This is a genomic window from Bacillus cereus group sp. BceL062, from assembly GCF_051780025.1.
Lineage (GTDB): Bacteria > Bacillota > Bacilli > Bacillales > Bacillaceae_G > Bacillus_A > Bacillus_A toyonensis.
In genome coordinates, this window is sequence record NZ_JBPWGY010000001.1 from 534280 (window position 1) to 553510 (window position 19231).

The window sequence follows — 19231 nt, forward strand, 5'->3', positions numbered from 1 at the left end:
GGAAACTAAATATTTATGACATTAAGGACAAAGATTAGGAAATATAGATTGGTATGAAAAAGTACAAAAATCTAAAATTAGAATGAGCATTGAACTAGTGTATAACGATTGAAACGGCACTGAAGACTAATAAAACGGCCATAATGATGTTAAATAATTGGTTATGTTTTATTAATAATTTTTGGAATATTGAACCAAATAAACTCCAACTACATGTACTCATTAAACCGACTACACCTAGAAATAATGAAAAAAGTAGAAAACTTGAATATGAATTGTAGTAAGGGAGTATGAAAGTCGATACTACAGTCAGTCCGAATAATATCCCTTTAGGGTTAACGAATTGAAGAGAAATCCCCACTGTAAATAAGTTTTTATTATCTTTTTCACTGGGATTCGTACTGCCTTTACTAGTGAGTATTTTAAAAGCTAAATATAACATGTATGTTACACCTAAAACTTTTAAAGGGAATTCGATTATGGGTAAGATATTAAGTAGTACTACATTAAAGAAACTACATAAAGAAGTGAGGATGAAAAAGCCGAAAGCTACTCCAAAGCAAAATTGCATGCTCCTCTTTAACCCGTATTGATTGGCGTATGTCATAGCTAAAAAATTGTTAGGGCCGGGTGTGAAACTACTTATAAAAACAAATAATAAAAAAGAAAATATAGGCATTTCAAAACCCCCTTATTATTTTTTGTATGTTATAATGACCGAAAAGAACAATATAACGTGTGCTTTTTATTATACATAACGGTCGTTATATTGTATATAGTGTAGGGGTGTTTTTTTATGGAAGAAATTCAACTTATTCTAGCGAAAAATTTAAAAACAATACGAGAAAAAGAAAAATTAAGTTTAGAAAAGGTTTCTCAATTAACAGGAGTGAGTAAAACGATGATTGGACAAATTGAAAGAGGAGAATCAAGTCCGACACTAACAACAATATGGAAAATTGCTAATGGATTGAAAGTGTCTTTTACTTCTTTAATCAATAATCCACAACCCGATATAAAAGTTGTTTTACGGGATGATGTTCAAGTATTGTCTGAAGATAATGGGAGATATAAAGTGTATCCTTCTTTTCCTTTTCAAGATGATAGAAATTTTGAAATGTATACAGTTGAAATAGAAACAGAAGGGGAACTGAGTTCAGAAGGGCATAAAGAAGGAGCAGAAGAATTTATAACGGTATTTGAAGGAGAATTGACAATAAAAGTGAATAATTGTCAGTATAAATTAAATAGTGGAGATTCCATTCGTTTTAAGGCCGATAGATCACACTCTTATCATAATTTAGGGAAATCGTTGACTCGATTAAGCATGACAATTTATTACCCAGCTACATAAGTGTGCATTTATATATATAAGATAAAACCATCTATACAAGGTGGTTTTTATTTTGTGTTAAATTACAAAAAAAGACACTCGTTTGAGTGTCAACATAGTATTGCTCTCGCGTATAGGATTGGAGTACGTTTCTCAAATACGTATTGAGAGATGGTTCGTAAAGGAGAAACTGTCTTCATATTTAATGTAACATCGGTAAGGGTGAGTGTAAATTGATAATGTATATACGGAAAATTTAGTATAGATAGTTTCTACTATAAATATAGTGCAATTTGTTCTGTGTTACGTAATCAACGCCATGAAATAATTGGGTGGTTCTTATTATTATGACAGACTTGGTATTTAATAATGTGTATTAGAAAAAGAATGAATCATTTTTTAATCGATTCGTATAATTGTTAGAGAGGCACCTGTTGAACCACCTCCAACTAAATTAACAATGGATAATATACCGAATAATTGAAGTGAAATTGTATTACCAGCAATTAAATTAGTAATTAAATTATTATTATAATTTGAAGTTGATATAGCGGGAGAAAAAACAGAGCCAGAAAGTGGAGTTGAAGCGTTTAATAGTAACCTTGTTCCAGCGAGTAGAGAAGTTGTCGTATTAACTTGATAGGTTAAATGATATCTTCCGGTTACAGGAATTGTAAATACATCGTTTGAAGCGTTAACTGTAAAATTACCGAGGCTTTGGTTATTAGAAAGTGGAATATTAGTTCCACCTAATATAACTGAGATGGGACCACCTAATGTATTATTAGCGAACATAGAGTTTGTTGTAACTATTGACCCAGTACTTCCGGTAGGTCCAGTACTTCCAGTAGGTCCAGTACTTCCAGTAGGTCCAGTACTTCCAGTAGGTCCAGTACTTCCGGTAGGTCCAGTACTTCCAGTAGGTCCAGTACTTCCGGTAGGTCCAGTACTTCCAGTAGGTCCAGTACTTCCGGTAGGTCCAGTACTTCCGGTAGACCCAGTATTCCCAGTAGGTCCTGTAAGTCTGTATGGAAGAATTATTTCAAGAGCCATTGATAGTAGTTCTTCTTTTATTTTTTCATTTTTATCTTGCATATAAATCACCTCATTTTTAAATTACATACCAATAAGTGTAGTATTTTTAGAATGGAACTATCATTTTATTCTATTAATAGTAGTAGTTTATAGTAACGGTAAAATGTTTAATAAATGTATGAATCATTTGGAAAGAAAAAGAATAGTTATGAAGTTATTTCTTAATAATAGAGTCATAATAATGTATGTTAGTTAAAAACGTGTGGAATGAGGTATTGAATTGAAGCGGAATGATAAATTATCAATGAATAAAGGTAGGATAGGACCTGAGAATATTGGACCTACATTTCCAGTTCTTCCACCAATTTATGTTCCGACTGGAAGTACAGGGCCAACGGGAGTAACAGGAGCAACGGGAGTAACAGGAGCAACGGGAGTAACAGGGGCAACGGGAGCAACAGGGGTAACAGGAGCAACAGGAGTAACAGGAGCAACGGGAGTAACGGGAGCAACAGGAGTAACGGGAGCAACCGGAGTAACGGGGGCAACCGGAGCAGGAGCGACAGGCCCAACAGGTCCAACAGGAGACACAGGAGCAACAGGCCCAACAGGTCCAACGGGAGACACAGGCCCAACAGGAGCAACAGGTCCGACAGGATCAACCGGAGCAACAGGAGCAACAGGAGCAACGGGAGCAACAGGAGTAACAGGAGTAACGGGAGTAACGGGGGCAACGGGAGTAACCGGAGTAACAGGAGCAACCGGAGCGACAGGATCAACGGGAGTAACAGGAGCAACCGGAGCGACAGGAGCAACGGGAGCAACAGGAGTAACAGGAGCAACAGGAGTAACAGGAGCAACGGGAGCAACAGGAGTAACCGGAGTAACAGGAGCAACCGGAGCAACAGGAGTAACAGGAGTAACAGGAGTAACCGGAGTAACGGGAGTAACAGGGCCAACGGGAGCAACAGGAGTAACCGGGCCAACGGGAGTAACAGGAGTAACAGGAGCAACAGGAGTAACAGGAGTAACAGGAGTAACGGGAGTAACGGGAGTAACGGGAGTAACAGGGCCAACGGGAGCAACAGGAGTAACAGGGCCAACGGGAGTAACAGGAGTAACAGGAGCAACAGGAGTAACAGGGATAACAGGAGCAACAGGTCCTACTGGGGGGATTGGCCCCATAACAACAACAAATTTGTTATATTATACTTTTTCAGATGGAGAGAAACTTATATATACAAACGCAGATGGGATAGCTCAATATGGTACAACGAATATATTATCACCTAGTGAGGTTTCATATATTAATTTGTTTATTAATGGGATTCTGCAACCACAACCATTTTATGAAGTTAGTACTGGTAAACTAACTTTATTGGATAATCAACCACCATCGCAAGGGTCTTCAATTATTTTGCAATTTATCATTATTAATTAAAAAAGACAGATTCTTATTATAAAAGGAATCTGTCTTTTTTGTTTTAAATTACATTCGTTAACATTAAGTGACGATAAATTCGATTGTGATTGGAATTCCGCCGTCTAATGCATCTCCACCAGGGATTGTAATAGCGCCAGTAGGGCCAGTAGTAACACTGGAGTTCACACTGGGCTGAAGGATACCGTTTACATATAGGTTGTAATACGTGAAAGTCGGAAATGCAGTTGCAGTAGTACCCGCATCGTTTAAGCAAGCTGTGGCAGCAACCGCAAAGGCTGCGCCTGTGCCAGTCCCAGCTCCTAGTGTAGATGTGAATCTTCTAGATGCCATAAATGGTTGAATGATAGGCAATTAATTCTCACTCCTATTCATATTTTATTGGAACGAAGTATTGAATAACTTGTCCACTATATTGTATGAGAGTTTTCTAGAATAGAAACGGCTTTAGGATTAGAAGAGTAGCATAATTTTATTAAAGGTATAACTTTTACTACAATTAAAAAGCGATGTTGGTATTTATGGAATATATGCTAAGGGTTAATTTGAATTTTTGTATTCGAATTAATAGATATTTTTGGAGGTAAGAGATAAACGTGGAAAAATAAAATAAACTCTTAAGTTTAGGTGTTTAATCTAAGCACTCAATTATTAAAAACATATAATTAATATGTGAGTCATGAACATAATTAAATAGCGTTTGCAAGTTTAATTATATTTCATGTTTCCTATTTTAAGTCAATATATAACACATACTCTTTTACAACTTTATGATCCTTATAATAGGAAAAACTCAAATATAAAACAAGTAAGGAGGACATAAATGACAAGTAATAATTGTTTTGGTCATAACCACTGCAATAATCCGATTGTTTTCACTCCAGATTGTTGTAACAATCCACAAACAGTTCCAATTACTAGTGAGCAATTAGGTAGATTAATTACTTTACTAAATTCTTTAATTTCGGCTATTGCAGCATTTTTTGCAAATCCAAGTGACGCAAACAGATTAGCTTTACTCAATTTGTTTACTCAACTATTAAATTTACTAAATGAATTACCACCTTCTCCAGAAGGTAATTATTTGAAACAATTAATTCAAAGTATTATCAATGTACTACAATCTCCTAATCCAGACTTAAGCCAATTGCTTTCCTTATTGCAACAATTCTACAGTGCTCTTGCACCATTCTTCTTCTCTTTAATTATTGACCCTGCAAGTTTACAACTTTTATTAAACTTATTAGTTCAACTAATTGGTGCTACTCCAGGAGGAGGCCCAACAGGAGCAACAGGAGCAACAGGAGCAACGGGAGCAACGGGAGCAACAGGAGCAACAGGCCCAACAGGAGCAGGAGCGACAGGCCCAACAGGTCCAACGGGAGACACAGGAGCAACAGGCCCAACAGGTCCAACGGGAGGCACAGGAGCAACAGGCCCAACAGGTCCAACGGGAGATACAGGAGCAACAGGCCCAACAGGTCCAACAGGAGACACAGGAGCAACAGGCCCAACAGGTCCAACGGGAGACACAGGCCCAACAGGAGCAACAGGTCCGACAGGCTTAACTGGAGCGACAGGAGCAACAGGTGGCGGAGCTATTATTCCATTTGCTTCAGGTACAACACCATCTGCGTTAGTTAACGCGTTAATAGCTAATACAGGAACTCTTCTTGGATTTGGATTTAGTCAGCCAGGTATAGCATTAACGGGTGGAACAAGTATCACATTAGCATTAGGTATAGGTGATTATGCATTTGTAGCACCGCGCGATGGCATTATTACGTCATTAGCAGGTTTCTTTAGTGCAACAGCTGCATTAGCTCCATTATCACCTGTTCAAGTGCAGATACAAATATTAACTGCACCTCCAGCAAGTAATACGTTTACAGTACAAGGCGCACCTCTATTATTAACACCAGCATTTGCCGCAATAGCGATTGGTTCTACAGCATCAGGGATCATAGCTGAAGCTATTCCAGTAACAGCTGGAGATAAAATACTGTTATACGTTTCATTAACAGCAGCAAGTCCAATAGCTGCAGTTGCTGGATTTGTAAGTGCAGGTATTAATATCGTCTAATTTGTTACAATGTTTAATTAGAAATTAAACAGGGATTTGTATATAGTCCTTCCTAATAAAATTAGGGAGGACTATATTTTTGTAGAAAATAAATAATGAATCAATTGAACAATTACTCTTTGTTAAGTTCGTATAAAAAAAGTATAATTTACCCTTCCTCATTTGAGGAATAAGTTATGTAACTTTAAAAATTTCTGATCAGCAAAAAAAGATGAATTCTTTTAAAAAAGAATTCATCCATAAAATAAACTATTTATTTTTATTGCAGTTACATCCTTTTTTCTTTACATAGCCTTGCTCGGCTAAGTCTCTTTGCGATTGGGAATTGGAAGATTGGGAATTGGAAGATTGAGAGGATGCTGACGAGCTACTATTTTTATTATTTGAGTAGTTTTTTCGATAGTTATAATTACTCATAGTACTATCACCTCCAATTAATTATATAAATATTATATGTATGAACTCTATTAATTGTTACGATAAAAAATCTCCTTGGTATTTTCCAAGGAGATAAAGGATGGTTCTATTAAAATGATACTAATTAATACCCCCAGTAAAGAGGGAAGTAATAAGAATCTTGGTAATATAGATTTTGTTGTTGAGTAGGGGGCTGAGTTGACTGATTTATCATGTCGCGGTTTTGATTACAGTTTGCTGGAGGACCAATTACAGTAGTGGATTGAATTGGGGATACTGCTTGTTTCCATTGTTGTTCATTGAGACAATAAGTATGAGCCATCATATGAGCCGGAGTTAATCTTAAAATATCAGAGCCGAAAATAACTTCTGGGATAGGGGCATCAAAAATAGCTAATAAATGAGTATTATCTGCTGTAGCAATTTCATAATGCCACCACGCTTGTGGAATGTTGGCAACTTGCCCCGGTTTTATCGGTAAGTTTAATATTTGATTCGTAAATGGATTAAGTAAAGAAACAACAGCAGACCCTGAAATACAATAAACAAGTTCAGCTGCATTTTGATGAATATGTGGTTCTACAACATTGCCTGTACTTAAATAAATATCTAATAAAGAAGTATTTTCTAAAGTATTTAATTGTTTAATGCCAAGTACATTTATATAATTTTGGGCATCTTTCCGAAAAAAATTACTTTTATTTACATCATAAGTAAAATTGGTTGAGGGGGAGGTATAGTCGATGTTGGCAGTCAATTGTATTACCCGCCTTTCTATAGGTAAGTTAGGTTACAAAATTAGGATATGTGTCTAGTCTTTGTTTTGTGCTGTTGTCGGTAGTTTAATAAATTCACTTATTTCATAAAGAATAAGGTGTTAAGACTAAACTATATTCGTATTCCCATTCATACTTTGGATTGATGGAAAAAAGTAATGAAAATGTTAATTTAAAAGTACATCAATCATTTATAAGGAGTGAATGTTCATGTCATTTAGTGAAATGATTAGAAATGAAGTACTCAGCTGGGCGGGTGTTTCTGAAAAACCGCACCGATTTGGTGGTATTGAAATAAATTATGGTAAGAAAGAACTTGGCCATCTTCATGGTGATAAATTAGCTGATTTACCATTTCCGAAGTTAAAGCGAGATGAATTAGTGAAGCAAGGATTGGTAAAACCACATCACGTATTACCTGAATCAGGATGGATCAGTTATTATATAAAGAGTGAAGAGGATATTCCATTTGCAATTGAGTTATTTCGTATGCAATATGACCGAATTAAAAAGTAATGAAATAAAGTAGGGTAATAAAAATTTATTTTTATGTCACATCCCTCCTTAATCGTTCGTCTTGTATGTAGAACGATAAGGAGGGATTTTATTATGAAGAAATTTGATGTAGCAATTGTTGGTGGTGGGCTTGCTGGATTAACAGCATCTATATATTTAGCGAAAGCAGGAAGGAAAGTGATTGTATTAGAAAAGTCCAGTCACTTCGGTGGCCGAGGGATGACTATAAATAAAAATGGAATCTGCATGAATCTTGGTGCACATGCTTTATATAGAGGCGGGGCAGCGTTTATAACTTTTAATGAGCTCGGTATGAATCTTCCAGGTGGAATACCATCTACAAAAGCACATGGAATATGGAAAGGGGATATATTCACTATCCCAACAGATTTTCGCTCAATTTTATCAACACCACTACTTTCGTGGTCTGCAAAAGTACAATTCTCACGTCTTATGATTCGTTTAGGAAATTTAGATGTAGGAGAAGTTCCGGAAATGAGTCTAACTACATGGGCAGAAAATGAAATAAAAGATCCAATGGTTCGCAATATATTTTATGCGCTATGCCGGACAACAACATATACGTTTGCTCCTACAATACAATTAGCATCATCTGTACTAAAGCAAATACAGCTTTCTATAAAAGAAGGAGTGCTTTATGTAGATGGTGGTTGGGAGACGATTATAACAAAATTAAGAGATATAGCCAATAATGTCGGGGTGCAATTTTTGGCTAAAAAGCATGTTTTGGAAATAGAGCATGATGAAGATAAACAAAGAATACATTGTTTTGACGATGATATATTTGAAGTAGGTACAGTCATCGTGACGACTCCACCGAAAGAGGCTTGTAAAATAATAAAAGGGACAGAAGGAACAAGTTTGCATAGATGGAGTGAACAATCGGTACCGGTTACCGTTGCTGCATTAGATATTGGTTTGAGACGATTACCCAATCCTACACATCAATTTGCATTAGGGTTAGATCAACCTATATTTTTCACGAATCAATCAAGAGCAGCTAAATTAAGTGAAGATGGATCCATTGCAGTGAGTCTAATTAAGTACCATAATCCTGCGCTAGAGATGAATCATATTCATGAAGATAAAGAACAGTTAGAAAGTGCGATGGAGTTGTTACATCCAAATTGGAAAAGAGAAGTTGTTGCGCAGCAATATTTACCGAAAATAACAGTAGCATATGATTTTCTTCATATTGAACGAGTTGAAACTCCAGGTCCTAATATCCCTGAAATGCCAGGTGTTTACGTTGCAGGTGATTGGACTGGGCAGGATGAATTATTAGCTGATGCTGCAGTAGCAAGCGGAAAACGTGCAGCGTTACACATTTTAAAGCAATTAGAAAGTGAGGGTGTTCATCATGGAAACGGAGCAGTTATATGAAGCGTATCAACCATTATTATTTTCGTTAGCATATAGAATTCTTGGGAGTGTTATGGATGCCGAGGATATCGTTCAGGATGTATTTATCTCGCTGAATAACATAGAGAATATTCAGTCTATCGAAAATATGAAAGCATATTTGTGTAAGATGGCAACAAATCGTTCAATTGATAAATTACGTTCGGCAGCGCATAAACGTAACGTGTATGTGGGGATGTGGTTACCAGAGCCACTTGTAGAAGAAAGTGATGAGCCATCAGAGTCATTTGTAATGAAAGAATCCCTTTCCACAGCATATTTATTACTTTTACAACAACTGTCTGAAGTAGAAAGGATTGTTTTCATATTAAGAGAGGTTTTCAGTTATGAATACGAAGAAATAGCTTCAATTGTTGATAAGAGTAGTGTGAACTGCAGGAAGATCTTTCAACGTGCACGAAAAAGCATTTTGGAGAAACCGAAGCAATCAAAATTAAGCACAGAGAAAATGGCTGCTTATGTTGAAAAGTTTGTATCATCATTACAGTGTGGGGATGCGGAAGGCATGCTAGAAGTATTAAAAACAGATGCTATACTCAAAGCTGATGGTGGTGGTAAAGTTACGACTGCGATCCATCCGATTTATTCTGCGGATCGAATTATACGTTTGTTCTTTGGAATTGCACAACGATTGACTGAAGAGTACACTGTTGATTTCAAAATGGTAAATGGTATACCAGGAGTTATAGTTACAATAAATAATAAAGTAACTTATGTTCTTTCGTTTGCATTTGAGGATGAGAAAATTTCAAATATTTATATGATGGTTAACCCTGAAAAACTTATGCATTTAAATGTAAAAATATAAAAAACGCATTTCTTCAGAAATGCGTTTTTTATTATTTTTCTAACATTTCAAGAGGTACATCTTTTTCGCCAGCTACCTCAAATTTAATTTCCCCGTCTTCTTCATAAATACGTGTAATAATCGGTATAGTAATCATTAATTTTTTATGCTGCTTTCGTTTTCGAGCAGCATCTAAGCTAATCACGTTCATTTGTAAGCATCCTTTCTTCTGGAAATATATAAACAAAGAAAATGCGTCCGAAAAGGGCGCTTAATTGAATTTGAAATACCGATTCATTTAAATGGGGTTTATATAATTTAATAACTGCAATTTTAATGTGAAATAATATGAATGGAATAATTGCACGTAGAAATTAACTTTACCAAAAAACGAAACAATATGCTATAAAAAATTATAAATCTTTGTCATATAACAGGAAAAAGGTTTTTGTTTCGCATATAATAAAAAGTAGACGGGCAGCAAGAGCTTTTTCATCATATTGCTTGGAAAGGCGATGAAAAGAATGGATACAGTAGATTCATTATTATTGCAACTTGAACAATATGGAGAAGAGCATGATCGAAATAAAAAAACAAGGGAAGAAAAATTACGGAATGTTTCTCGTGAAATGGGGCAATTTTTATCAATTTTAGTAAAAGGGTGTAATGCAAAAAAAATTTTAGAAATTGGAACTTCTAATGGCTATTCTACATTGTGGTTAGCGAATGCGGTAGAAGAAACAAATGGAAATGTAACAACTGTAGAGCTTTCTTCAGAACGAGTTGGAGAGGCACTTGCCAATTTTGAAAAGGCACACCTGTTACAAAGAATCGATATTCATAATCAAGAAGCAGGGGCATTTTTAGATTTGCAATTAGATCATTCATTTGATTTTATTTTCCTAGATTCAGAGCGTACGCAATACATGTGGTGGTTTGAGCATATAAAACGTATGTTACAACCAAAAGGATTTCTTGTTATTGATAATGCAACTTCCCATGCGAGTGAATTAGCTGATTTCATAAAAATGATTGAAGAGGATGATGTGTTTGAAACGGTGTTATTAGCGTTTCAAAAGGGAGCATTTGTAGCGCGCAAAAATAAATAGAAGTGAACGTAATATAATTATCACATTGAAAGCGGGCAAATGTCAAAAGATTGACTACAGCATGACAGAAAGAATGTAAATTATATAGATAACATACGAAGAATCCGCCTTCAGCATGTTCTTCTCTAGGTCTTAAGTCTGAGGAAAATAATGTGGATAACAGGTATACTTATACTAAGAAACAGGGAATGACTGCATAAGCAGATATTTCTTGAAAAATCGATTTCAAACAGACTGATTGTACATGAAATACGATAAATGAAATGAAAAATAGTGCATATAAATTCGCACATATAAATAAAGGAGCGATTTTGTTGACTGAACTCGAGAAAAAAGAACCCGTATCAATTGTGAAAGATAATAATGTAGGAGTAGTAGTTGATACAGTTATAAAAGATGAAGAACTTGATGAATTGAATAAAGAAGCTGATCTTTATGTACAAAAGTTAAATAGCGAGCAAAATACAGATTTATCAAAAGTATTGTCTCAGCTAGGAGATTTAGGGGATAAAGAGCAACAAGCAGCAGGACAAACGTTATCGGCGTTAAAACGTCCTGTAACAGCGATGATGAATGGGAAAAATGAAGAAATTCCAAATACATTGTTAGAGTTACGAAAAGTGGTATCAGAGCTTGATCCGAATTCATTAAAAGCAAGTGGTATGAAGAAAATAATGTTTAAAGTATTCAAAAAAAATCCACTTGAAACATATGTGCATAAATACCAATCTATAGATAAGCAAATCGAGGAGATTATTAGATCCCTTCTAATTGGCCGTGACAATTTGCAAGAAGATACGGTTGGCCTTGAAATGTTAAAAGAGCAATCGCATGATAAAATTCATGCTCTTGATAAACAAGTATACTTAGGGAAAAAACTTGCTGGGATGCTTGAAGCTGAGAAGCAAAATCCAGAGCGTCAAAGAGATATTCCATTAATAAACGATGCATTAGAAAAGATACTTGTACGTACACGTAATATGCAGCAAGCCAAAAGTGTACTATTACAATCGATCGCATCTGTAGATATCATTAAGAAAAATAATGAAAAGTTAACAGAGGCAATTCGTAATGCAATTACGATGACGCAAAACGTTGTAACAGTTTCAGCTGCTATTCAACTAGCATTAACGAATCAACGTAAAACAATTGATGCTGTTAATGCGACAAATGAAGCAATTGAATCAATGGTATTAAGTAACTCTCAAGCATTGAAACAAAATACAGAAGAAACAACAAAGTTGCTTGAAAATCCTGCTATTAGCATGGATAAATTACGTGAATCATTCCAAAATGTATTCGCAGCGATTGAAGCTTCTGAGAAATCGTCAGAACGTATTATTGAGTCTAGTAAGAAATTTGTCATTGAATTAGACACATTTAATGATGAGATGAAGCAGAAACTCATTCAACGTCCAAGAAAATAACAGATTATTAGAGGAGGTGAAAAAATGAGTTTCATTCAAACAGTATTAGTACTATTAGGTACATTACTTTTAATCGCATTTACTGTTGTTGTTTTAGTAGTATATTTCGGACGTAAACTGTATTTTTCATGGACGAAACCGTACAAGAGGGCGCAAGATTCTATAGAAAAGTTATCGAATAAATCGACACCGTTTTTACAAGAGTTTACGCAACATCCACTCTTTTATCGATGGATTCGTACAGAAGGAAAGAAAGAACAACATACATTGAATACTCTTTTCTGTACATCAAGTCAACGTACGAGAGAGCAAGTATTTTCAATGTTACCGAAAGAAAAACAGAAAAAAGTGCATGTAATGGCAAAAACAACGAAAAAGCTTACAAATGAAGATATCGATGTGGCCGCGATGAAAGTGAAAGATTTCTTAAGACAAGAAACGCAGCAAACTGTAAAACCGTCAGACCTATCGTTTTATAAATTGTATTTTTATGATCGATATCCAGATGCATTGAATACAATTCAAACGTATAAACGCTCGATAAATCCTTCATTACAAAGAACAGTTGATGATATTACAATTTCAGTATTAAATGCATTGCCGTATTATCAAGAGCAGCGTATGTTTGAACAACAACATAAACTTGAAACGTTCTTAATGAAAGATTTAACTGCGATGTTATCTTTAGTGGTGCAATTACCTCCGTCACAACGACCAGAAAAAGAAGAAGAGTTAAAAGTCTACTTGCAAAATTTCAAAAAAGAAATGGAAGTAGTAGAGCGTGATATTCGGGACTCCATTGATCATGATTTGAATGTGAAGATGAGAGCAGCGACTGAGAAGTTTAAGAATAAATAGAAAAAGCGCCTTAAAAGCTAAGTGTTTCTCAGCTTTAAGGCGTTTTTTGAGATTTTATTTTGCCTTAACGGTAGTATAACTAGAAGCAACACTTTCGTTATGCAATCGATCAACTGCAGTTACCACATACGTATACGTTTCTCCAGAAATAGCCGTTTTATCTACGTAAATTTCTCCAAGTTTTGTTTTTCTTACAGTGGTAAGTAAATGTTTTGGGTTGTGTATATCCACTTCATTTTTTCCATTCACACGGTAAATGGCGTAATAAGCAGAGTCATTATCTCTATTGTCAATTATTCCTACAGCAATACCGTCATCTCTTGGAATGGCACCTTTTAAAGTAGGTTGTTTTGGTGGATCATGATCAAGCCAAGGCATGGGCGGGATTAATGCAGGATGTATATATATGTCTTTGGAGAGTCTATCTTTTATTCCAAGTGGATTGTTATTTATATCTTTTAAACTGAAATGCATACTACCTTTTATTTGTGGATATTGATGGTTTAAAGCGATTTGCTTCGGATATTCTTCTGGATTAGACCAAGCAGGGACAGAGTTGTTATTAATTTTATAAGCCGCTTGACCGATGTAAAGGTGAATAGGTTTGTTATTTGTTTCTTTTACCCACCAATCTACTAATATGTCATATGCAGCAGGTGTGAAACCGATATTCCAATATATTTGGGGTGTAATGTAATCAATGTACCCTTTTTGTATCCACTCACGTGTGTCAGCATAAAGATCATCGTAGTTTCTTTGACCTGCAGTTGTGTTAGAACCAGTCGGATCGTCAGCTATATTTCGCCATACGCCGAACGGACTAATGCCAAACTTTACGTATGATTTTTCTTGTTTTATAGCAGTATTTAAACCTTTTACGAGTTCATTTACATTATTGCGACGCCAATCTTCGATAGTTGAAAAATTCCCGTTATTATATAATTCAAATGTTTTTTGATCAGGAAATTCTTCGCCAACTACTTTATAAGGATAAAAATAATCGTCCATATGAATTGCATCAACATCATAATTTTTTACGATTTCTAAAGCGCCTTCTGTTATAAAGTTTTTCACTTCTGGAATACCAGGGTTGTAATATAGTTTCCCGCCGTAAGGTACAACCCAATCGGGATGTTGTCTTGCAGGGTGATTTTCTGATAGTCGATTTATATCAGTGTGATTCATCGTTATTCGGTATGGATTAATCCATGCGTGGAATTCTATATTTCTTTTATGTGCTTCTTCAATCATAAATGCGAGCGGGTCGTATCCAGGGTCTTTTCCTTGTGTACCTGTAATGTATTCAGACCAAGGACCGTAATTTGAAGGATAAAAAGCATCAGCGGTTGGTTTTATTTGTACAACGACTGCATTCATACCAGTGTTTTTTACATCGTCTAATAATTTTATAAATTCTTGTTTCTGCTTTTCGATAGGTAAGCCAGTTTTTGAGGGCCAATCAATATTAAGAACAGATGCGATCCATACAGCGCGCAATTCATACTTTTTGTAAGTAGTATTTACTTCAGCATAAGTAGAGTGAGGGGAAATGAAAGAGAAAGGAGTAAACAAGATGATGATACAACACATCATTAATAAACGTTTCATAATCATTTATACGCCTCCCTATTATACGATTATTTAAAATAATATATGATGGGAGGTTGGTCTTGCAATCGAGAAAAATAAATATTGAAACATTAATTTAATAGGAAAAATATTTTTAGTGAAATTTACTTTCAGTATAACTAAATCGTTTCATTTCTTCATATGCTTGTTAGTAAAGTGAAACTTTCTTTCATTTGAAGGAAATAATTTATATGTATAGGAGGCTTCAATAATGAAAGTTTTATTCGTTTGTTCTGGAGGAATGTCCAGCGCAATTGTTGTAAACGCTTTAAAAAAAGAAGCGGAGAAAAAAGGTATGCACATGGAAGTACATGCAATTGGAACGAATGAGGTAGAGGAAGAAGTAAAGAATGGTTGGGATGTTGTAATGGTTGCACCTCAAATAAGACACCGATTTGACTCTGTAAAAAAAATTGCAGAAGAGGAATCCATTCCGTGCGGTATTATTCCGCCGCAAGCATACACGCCGCTTGGTGGACCGACTTTGTTGAAAACTGTAAATGAATTAATTAGTTAGGGGGAAGCGTTATGAATAAGTTTGTCACGTTTCTTGATAAAAACTTATCTGGACCGATGGCAAGGCTTTCTGAACAGAGGCATTTACAAGCAATCCGTGATGGAGTTATTTCGGCGTTACCATTTATTATCGTAGGGAGTTTCTTTTTAATAGTAGCATTTCCACCACTACCGAAAGATAGTTTCATATCAGTATGGGCATTGAAAAATCAAACAAGTATATTAATACCATATCGGTTAACGATGTTTATTATGTCTTTATATATAGCATTTGGAATAGGATATAATTTAGCAAAAAGTTATAAGCTAGATGCTTTATCAGGAGCACAGCTTGCGGTATGTTCACTGCTATTAACGTTAACTCCTGAATTAATTGATAAAAAAGGATTTATGCTTCCGATGACAAATCTCGGAGGTCATGGATTATTTGTGACGATGATTGTTTCTATTTTATCCGTAGAGATTTTAAGGTTTTGTAAGACGAAAAATGTAATGATTAAAATGCCAGAACAAGTACCACCATCTGTATCACGTTCATTTGAAGCACTTATACCTGCTGCATTCGTTATTATTATAATGAGTCTAGTAACTGTCGTTTTTAGCATTGATTTACACCATGTTGTTGATAAATTAGCAGCACCATTAGTAAAAGCTGGTGATAGTTACTTCGGTGTAATCATTCCAGTGTTTTTAATTACATTTTTTTGGTCATTCGGAATCCATGGTGTGTCGGTTGTTGGAACTGTTGCTCGGCCATTATGGGAAGTTTACTTAGGGAAAAATGGTGAAGCAGTTGCTAGTGGAGCAGATCAGTTGCCATTCATATCACCAGAGCCGTTATATCAATGGTTTATATGGATTGGCGGTTCTGGTGCGACGTTAGGGCTTGTATTAGCTATGATTGTATTTGGTCGATCAAAATATTCGAAAGCATTATCAAGAACTTGTATTGTTCCTGGTATTTTTAATATTAATGAACCTGTTATTTTCGGATTACCGATTGTACTAAATCCAATTTTAATTATCCCGTTTATCATTACACCACTCGTAACAGCAACTGTTGCATATTCAGCAACTGCGATGGGATTTGTAACGCCAACACATATTATGCCGCCGTGGACATTACCAGCTCCAATTGGCGCGTATTTAGCCACAGGTGGGGATTGGCGTGCAGTGGTGTTAGTTTTTATAAATATAGCAATATCATTTCTTATTTACCTACCATTCTTTAAAATGTATGACAAAAATATGATTGAAATTGAAAAGGATGGTGACGGGGAATCTGTTAGTCCTTAAGCTTTATACGGTTATTTTGAGTGATAGACTTTTTGTCTATCACTTCTTTCATATTAAACTGAGAGAAGGTGTAAAGGAATGAATATAAAATTTAGTTATAAAGGTGTATTTATATTATTGTTTGGAGTAATATGTGCAAATTTACTCTTAGTACCATTATTAAGAATGCTAAATCTATCACAAATGCATAGTATATGGCTCGTTACAAGTATTGCGGCAAGTGTTTTGCTTACGATCGTTGTTTCTTTCATTGATGGCACATTTGTATCGAAAGTCCATTTGTTTATTAGATTTATATTGTTTTCTGTAGGTTGTACGTTGTTTACTTACATAATTGTTTTTTAGTGAGTAGGGGGCATGCATTTTATGTATATTGCAGGGATAATGTCCGGTACATCGTTAGACGGAATAGATGTAGCGCTCGTTTATATAGAAGGAAACGGTGTAGATTCTAAAGTCGAACTCATTCATTTTACTACTGTTCCATTTTGTAAGGATATAAAAAATGAGATACAGCAGGCTTTATCAATTGATACATCTAATGTTCAATTGATATGCAGTTTGAACTTTAAGCTTGGTTTATGTTTCGCCAATGCTGTAAAGGAAGTTTGCAAAAAGGCTAATTTGTCATTGGAACGATTAGATTTAATAGGTTCTCACGGACAAACGATTTATCATCAGCCAAAGCAAGAAGGCAATTTTATTTCTTCGACCTTGCAAATTGGAGAACCAGCAGTTATAGCATATGAAACGGGAACAACAGTAATCTCTAATTTTCGAACGATGGATATGGCAGCAGGAGGACAAGGTGCACCACTTGTACCATATTCAGAGATTATTTTATACCAGCATCAAACTAAAAATAGGCTACTGCAAAATATTGGCGGGATTGGTAATGTTACAGTTATTCCAAGTAAACGAAGTAATAAAAGTGTTATTGCTTTTGATACTGGTCCAGGAAATATGGTAATCGATGAAGTGTGTAAAAGGTTATTCCATTTACCATATGATCAAAATGGTGAAATTGCAAAACAGGGAGTAGTTGTAGATGAAATATTAACATACTGTATGAACCATCCATTCTTGAAAATGAAACCACCAAAATCAACAGGTAGAGAACAATTTGGAAAAGAGTTTGTGAGTGAATTATTAAAGCGATTTGAAAAGTATAGTAAAGAAAGTATATTGACAACTGTCACGATGTTTACAGCAAGTTCAATTGTGCATCATTATAAGGAGTTTATTTTTCCGTTGTATGAAATTGATGAGGTAGTTCTAGGTGGAGGCGGAAGCTATAATGACACACTTGTCGAAATGATACAGAATATATTAAGAGAAGAAAGATGCAGAATATGTATTCAAGAAGATATTGGGTATTCTTCAGCGGCGAAAGAAGCAATCGCATTTGCAGTTTTAGCAAACGAAACGTACCATCGTAATCAGAGTAATGTGCCGAGTGCTACAGGTGCTAAGGAACCGGTTGTTTTAGGGAATATAACTTTCCCTACGACTAGAAGATGAAAGTGGGGCAAGTAAATGAAGTATATGATTGGAGTAGATGGTGGGGGGACGAAGACAGAAGCAATTGCTTTTGATCAAGACGGTAATGAGCTTACGAGAGGTACGAGTGGATTTGGAAATATAGTAATAAATTATGAGAATGCACTCACACATATTATAGATGCGATTAATCAATGTTGGGAACGTTTAATAAATGAGCATTGCGTTTGTATTTGTTTAGGATTAGCAGGTATAAGTGGAGCAAATACAAATGAATTAACAATACGTCTAAAAAAGAAGTACGGAACACAAATTGCAGTTTTTAATGACGCAATGATTGCACATGCAGCTGCTTTAAAAGGGAAGGAAGGAATTTTAACAATTGGCGGTACAGGTGCGATTTGCCTAGGAAAGAAAGGGACAGTATACGAGTATAGCGGTGGATGGGGACATATTTTAGGGGATGAAGGAAGCGGATATTGGATTGCATTACAAGCTTTAAAGAAAATGGCATTACAATTCGATCAAGGAGTTAGCCTTTGTCCATTAAGCTTGAATATTCAAAGGCAGTTTCAACTTTTGACACCGTCTCATATAAAAAGCCTAGTATATACTTCTTCAAAAGATAAAGTTGCAGCAATCGCACCATTAGTTATTCAGGAAGCGAGAAATGGGAATGAGGGTGCACATGAAATTATGATGCAAGCTGGTAAGGAATTAGCGAGAATTACAGTAGATGTTTATAATAAGATGCAATGTAAGTTTTCAACTCCAATTGCAGTAAGTGGTAGCATATTACGTTTAGTTCCTGAAATATATGATGTATTTAAGAAGTGCTGTGAGGAAAGGATTGAAGAACTTACATTTGTATCACAATCAGAAATGGCAGTGAAAGGAACATACTATTTAATGAAGGATTTATATTTTAAAGTGTAAATAGATAAATGAGAAATTTTGTATGATTTGTAAAAATATGATGTTAAAATGTACAAAGGGATGTAGATTAAAAAATGTACAATATACGTAGTAATTGAATAGTGTATATGTATTCCCATGTAGAAAGTG

20 protein-coding genes are annotated in these 19231 nt (G+C 35.3%); 14 read left to right on the forward strand and 6 right to left on the reverse strand.

Features of this window, described 5'->3' with window-relative positions; translation table 11 throughout:
- Positions 1-94 precede the first annotated feature (94 nt).
- Positions 95-679 (reverse strand): LysE family translocator, encoded by a 585-nt coding sequence (locus ACS2MN_RS02600; protein WP_001121301.1) that lies wholly within the window; start codon positions 677-679, stop codon positions 95-97.
- Between the two features lie 117 nt (positions 680-796).
- On the opposite strand from ACS2MN_RS02600, the gene ACS2MN_RS02605 reads away from it, so the two are divergent.
- Positions 797-1354: a helix-turn-helix domain-containing protein gene (locus tag ACS2MN_RS02605; RefSeq protein WP_000391306.1), complete on the forward strand. Its 558-nt coding sequence runs from the start codon at positions 797-799 to the stop codon at positions 1352-1354.
- Between the two features lie 378 nt (positions 1355-1732).
- Here the strand turns inward: ACS2MN_RS02605 and ACS2MN_RS02610 are convergent, their stop codons facing one another.
- Positions 1733-2428, reverse strand: a complete 696-nt coding sequence (locus tag ACS2MN_RS02610) for a BclA C-terminal domain-containing protein (RefSeq protein ID WP_438894655.1) — start codon at positions 2426-2428, stop codon at positions 1733-1735.
- Positions 2429-2648: 220 nt separating this feature from the next.
- Between ACS2MN_RS02610 and ACS2MN_RS02615 the strand changes: the two genes are divergently transcribed.
- Positions 2649-3809 carry a DUF4183 domain-containing protein gene (locus ACS2MN_RS02615; protein WP_438894656.1) on the forward strand — a complete coding sequence of 387 codons (1161 nt, stop codon included), beginning with the start codon at positions 2649-2651 and terminating at the stop codon, positions 3807-3809.
- 63 nt (positions 3810-3872) lie between these two features.
- On the opposite strand, the gene ACS2MN_RS02620 is transcribed toward ACS2MN_RS02615, so the two are convergent.
- Positions 3873-4163: a DUF4183 domain-containing protein gene (locus ACS2MN_RS02620; RefSeq protein WP_001121652.1), complete on the reverse strand. Its 291-nt coding sequence runs from the start codon at positions 4161-4163 to the stop codon at positions 3873-3875.
- Between the two features lie 469 nt (positions 4164-4632).
- Here ACS2MN_RS02620 and ACS2MN_RS02625 point away from each other — a divergent pair, with 469 nt between their 5' ends.
- Positions 4633-5892, forward strand: a complete 1260-nt coding sequence (locus ACS2MN_RS02625; RefSeq protein WP_098709654.1) for an exosporium glycoprotein BclB-related protein — start codon at positions 4633-4635, stop codon at positions 5890-5892.
- Between the two features lie 541 nt (positions 5893-6433).
- Here the strand turns inward: ACS2MN_RS02625 and ACS2MN_RS02630 are convergent.
- A complete protein-coding gene (locus tag ACS2MN_RS02630; protein ID WP_000126318.1) occupies positions 6434-7066 on the reverse strand; it encodes a cupin domain-containing protein in 633 nt (210 codons plus the stop codon).
- Positions 7067-7295: 229 nt separating this feature from the next.
- Here ACS2MN_RS02630 and ACS2MN_RS02635 point away from each other — a divergent pair, with 229 nt between their 5' ends.
- The 3 genes from ACS2MN_RS02635 to ACS2MN_RS02645 all read left to right on the forward strand — a co-directional run bounded on the left by ACS2MN_RS02635 (position 7296) and on the right by ACS2MN_RS02645 (position 9852).
- Complete coding sequence (locus tag ACS2MN_RS02635; protein WP_000010317.1) at positions 7296-7601, forward strand: luciferase domain-containing protein; 306 nt, start codon at positions 7296-7298, stop codon at positions 7599-7601.
- Between the two features lie 93 nt (positions 7602-7694).
- On the forward strand, positions 7695-9005 hold the full coding sequence (locus ACS2MN_RS02640; RefSeq protein ID WP_000712993.1) for a phytoene desaturase family protein: 1311 nt from the start codon (positions 7695-7697) through the stop codon (positions 9003-9005).
- On the forward strand, positions 8983-9852 hold the full coding sequence (locus tag ACS2MN_RS02645; protein WP_000447155.1) for a sigma-70 family RNA polymerase sigma factor: 870 nt from the start codon (positions 8983-8985) through the stop codon (positions 9850-9852). Before ACS2MN_RS02640 ends, ACS2MN_RS02645 begins: the two co-directional genes overlap by 23 nt.
- A gap of 31 nt (positions 9853-9883) precedes the next feature.
- On the opposite strand, the gene ACS2MN_RS02650 is transcribed toward ACS2MN_RS02645, so the two are convergent.
- Positions 9884-10042 carry a hypothetical protein gene (locus ACS2MN_RS02650; RefSeq protein ID WP_001100984.1) on the reverse strand — a complete coding sequence of 53 codons (159 nt, stop codon included), beginning with the start codon at positions 10040-10042 and terminating at the stop codon, positions 9884-9886.
- A 304-nt stretch (positions 10043-10346) separates the two neighbouring features.
- Between ACS2MN_RS02650 and ACS2MN_RS02655 the strand changes: the two genes are divergently transcribed.
- The 3 genes from ACS2MN_RS02655 (at position 10347) to ACS2MN_RS02665 (ending at position 13225) form a co-directional block, all read left to right on the forward strand.
- Positions 10347-10940 (forward strand): O-methyltransferase, encoded by a 594-nt coding sequence (locus ACS2MN_RS02655; protein ID WP_043322974.1) that lies wholly within the window; start codon positions 10347-10349, stop codon positions 10938-10940.
- A 314-nt stretch (positions 10941-11254) separates the two neighbouring features.
- Complete coding sequence (locus ACS2MN_RS02660; RefSeq protein WP_000137414.1) at positions 11255-12367, forward strand: toxic anion resistance protein; 1113 nt, start codon at positions 11255-11257, stop codon at positions 12365-12367.
- Between the two features lie 24 nt (positions 12368-12391).
- The gene (locus ACS2MN_RS02665) at positions 12392-13225 is read left to right on the forward strand and encodes a DUF3974 domain-containing protein (RefSeq protein ID WP_000008388.1); all 834 of its coding nucleotides are present in this window, start codon (positions 12392-12394) and stop codon (positions 13223-13225) included.
- A gap of 54 nt (positions 13226-13279) precedes the next feature.
- On the opposite strand, the gene ACS2MN_RS02670 is transcribed toward ACS2MN_RS02665, so the two are convergent.
- Positions 13280-14839, reverse strand: coding sequence for a glycoside hydrolase family 10 protein (locus ACS2MN_RS02670; protein WP_346994206.1), 1560 nt, complete (start codon positions 14837-14839; stop codon positions 13280-13282).
- Positions 14840-15065: 226 nt separating this feature from the next.
- Between ACS2MN_RS02670 and ACS2MN_RS02675 the strand changes: the two genes are divergently transcribed.
- From ACS2MN_RS02675 to ACS2MN_RS02695, 5 genes are all read left to right on the forward strand, one after another.
- A complete protein-coding gene (locus ACS2MN_RS02675; RefSeq protein WP_346994205.1) occupies positions 15066-15371 on the forward strand; it encodes a PTS sugar transporter subunit IIB in 306 nt (101 codons plus the stop codon).
- Between the two features lie 11 nt (positions 15372-15382).
- Entirely contained in the window at positions 15383-16666 is a 1284-nt protein-coding gene (locus tag ACS2MN_RS02680) for a PTS sugar transporter subunit IIC (protein ID WP_346994204.1), read from the forward strand.
- 78 nt (positions 16667-16744) lie between these two features.
- Positions 16745-17011, forward strand: a complete 267-nt coding sequence (locus ACS2MN_RS02685) for a hypothetical protein (RefSeq protein WP_346994203.1) — start codon at positions 16745-16747, stop codon at positions 17009-17011.
- A gap of 21 nt (positions 17012-17032) precedes the next feature.
- On the forward strand, positions 17033-18187 hold the full coding sequence (gene anmK / locus ACS2MN_RS02690; RefSeq protein WP_346994202.1) for an anhydro-N-acetylmuramic acid kinase AnmK: 1155 nt from the start codon (positions 17033-17035) through the stop codon (positions 18185-18187).
- Between the two features lie 15 nt (positions 18188-18202).
- Complete coding sequence (locus ACS2MN_RS02695; protein WP_346994201.1) at positions 18203-19102, forward strand: BadF/BadG/BcrA/BcrD ATPase family protein; 900 nt, start codon at positions 18203-18205, stop codon at positions 19100-19102.
- The last annotated feature ends 129 nt before the right edge of the window (positions 19103-19231 follow it).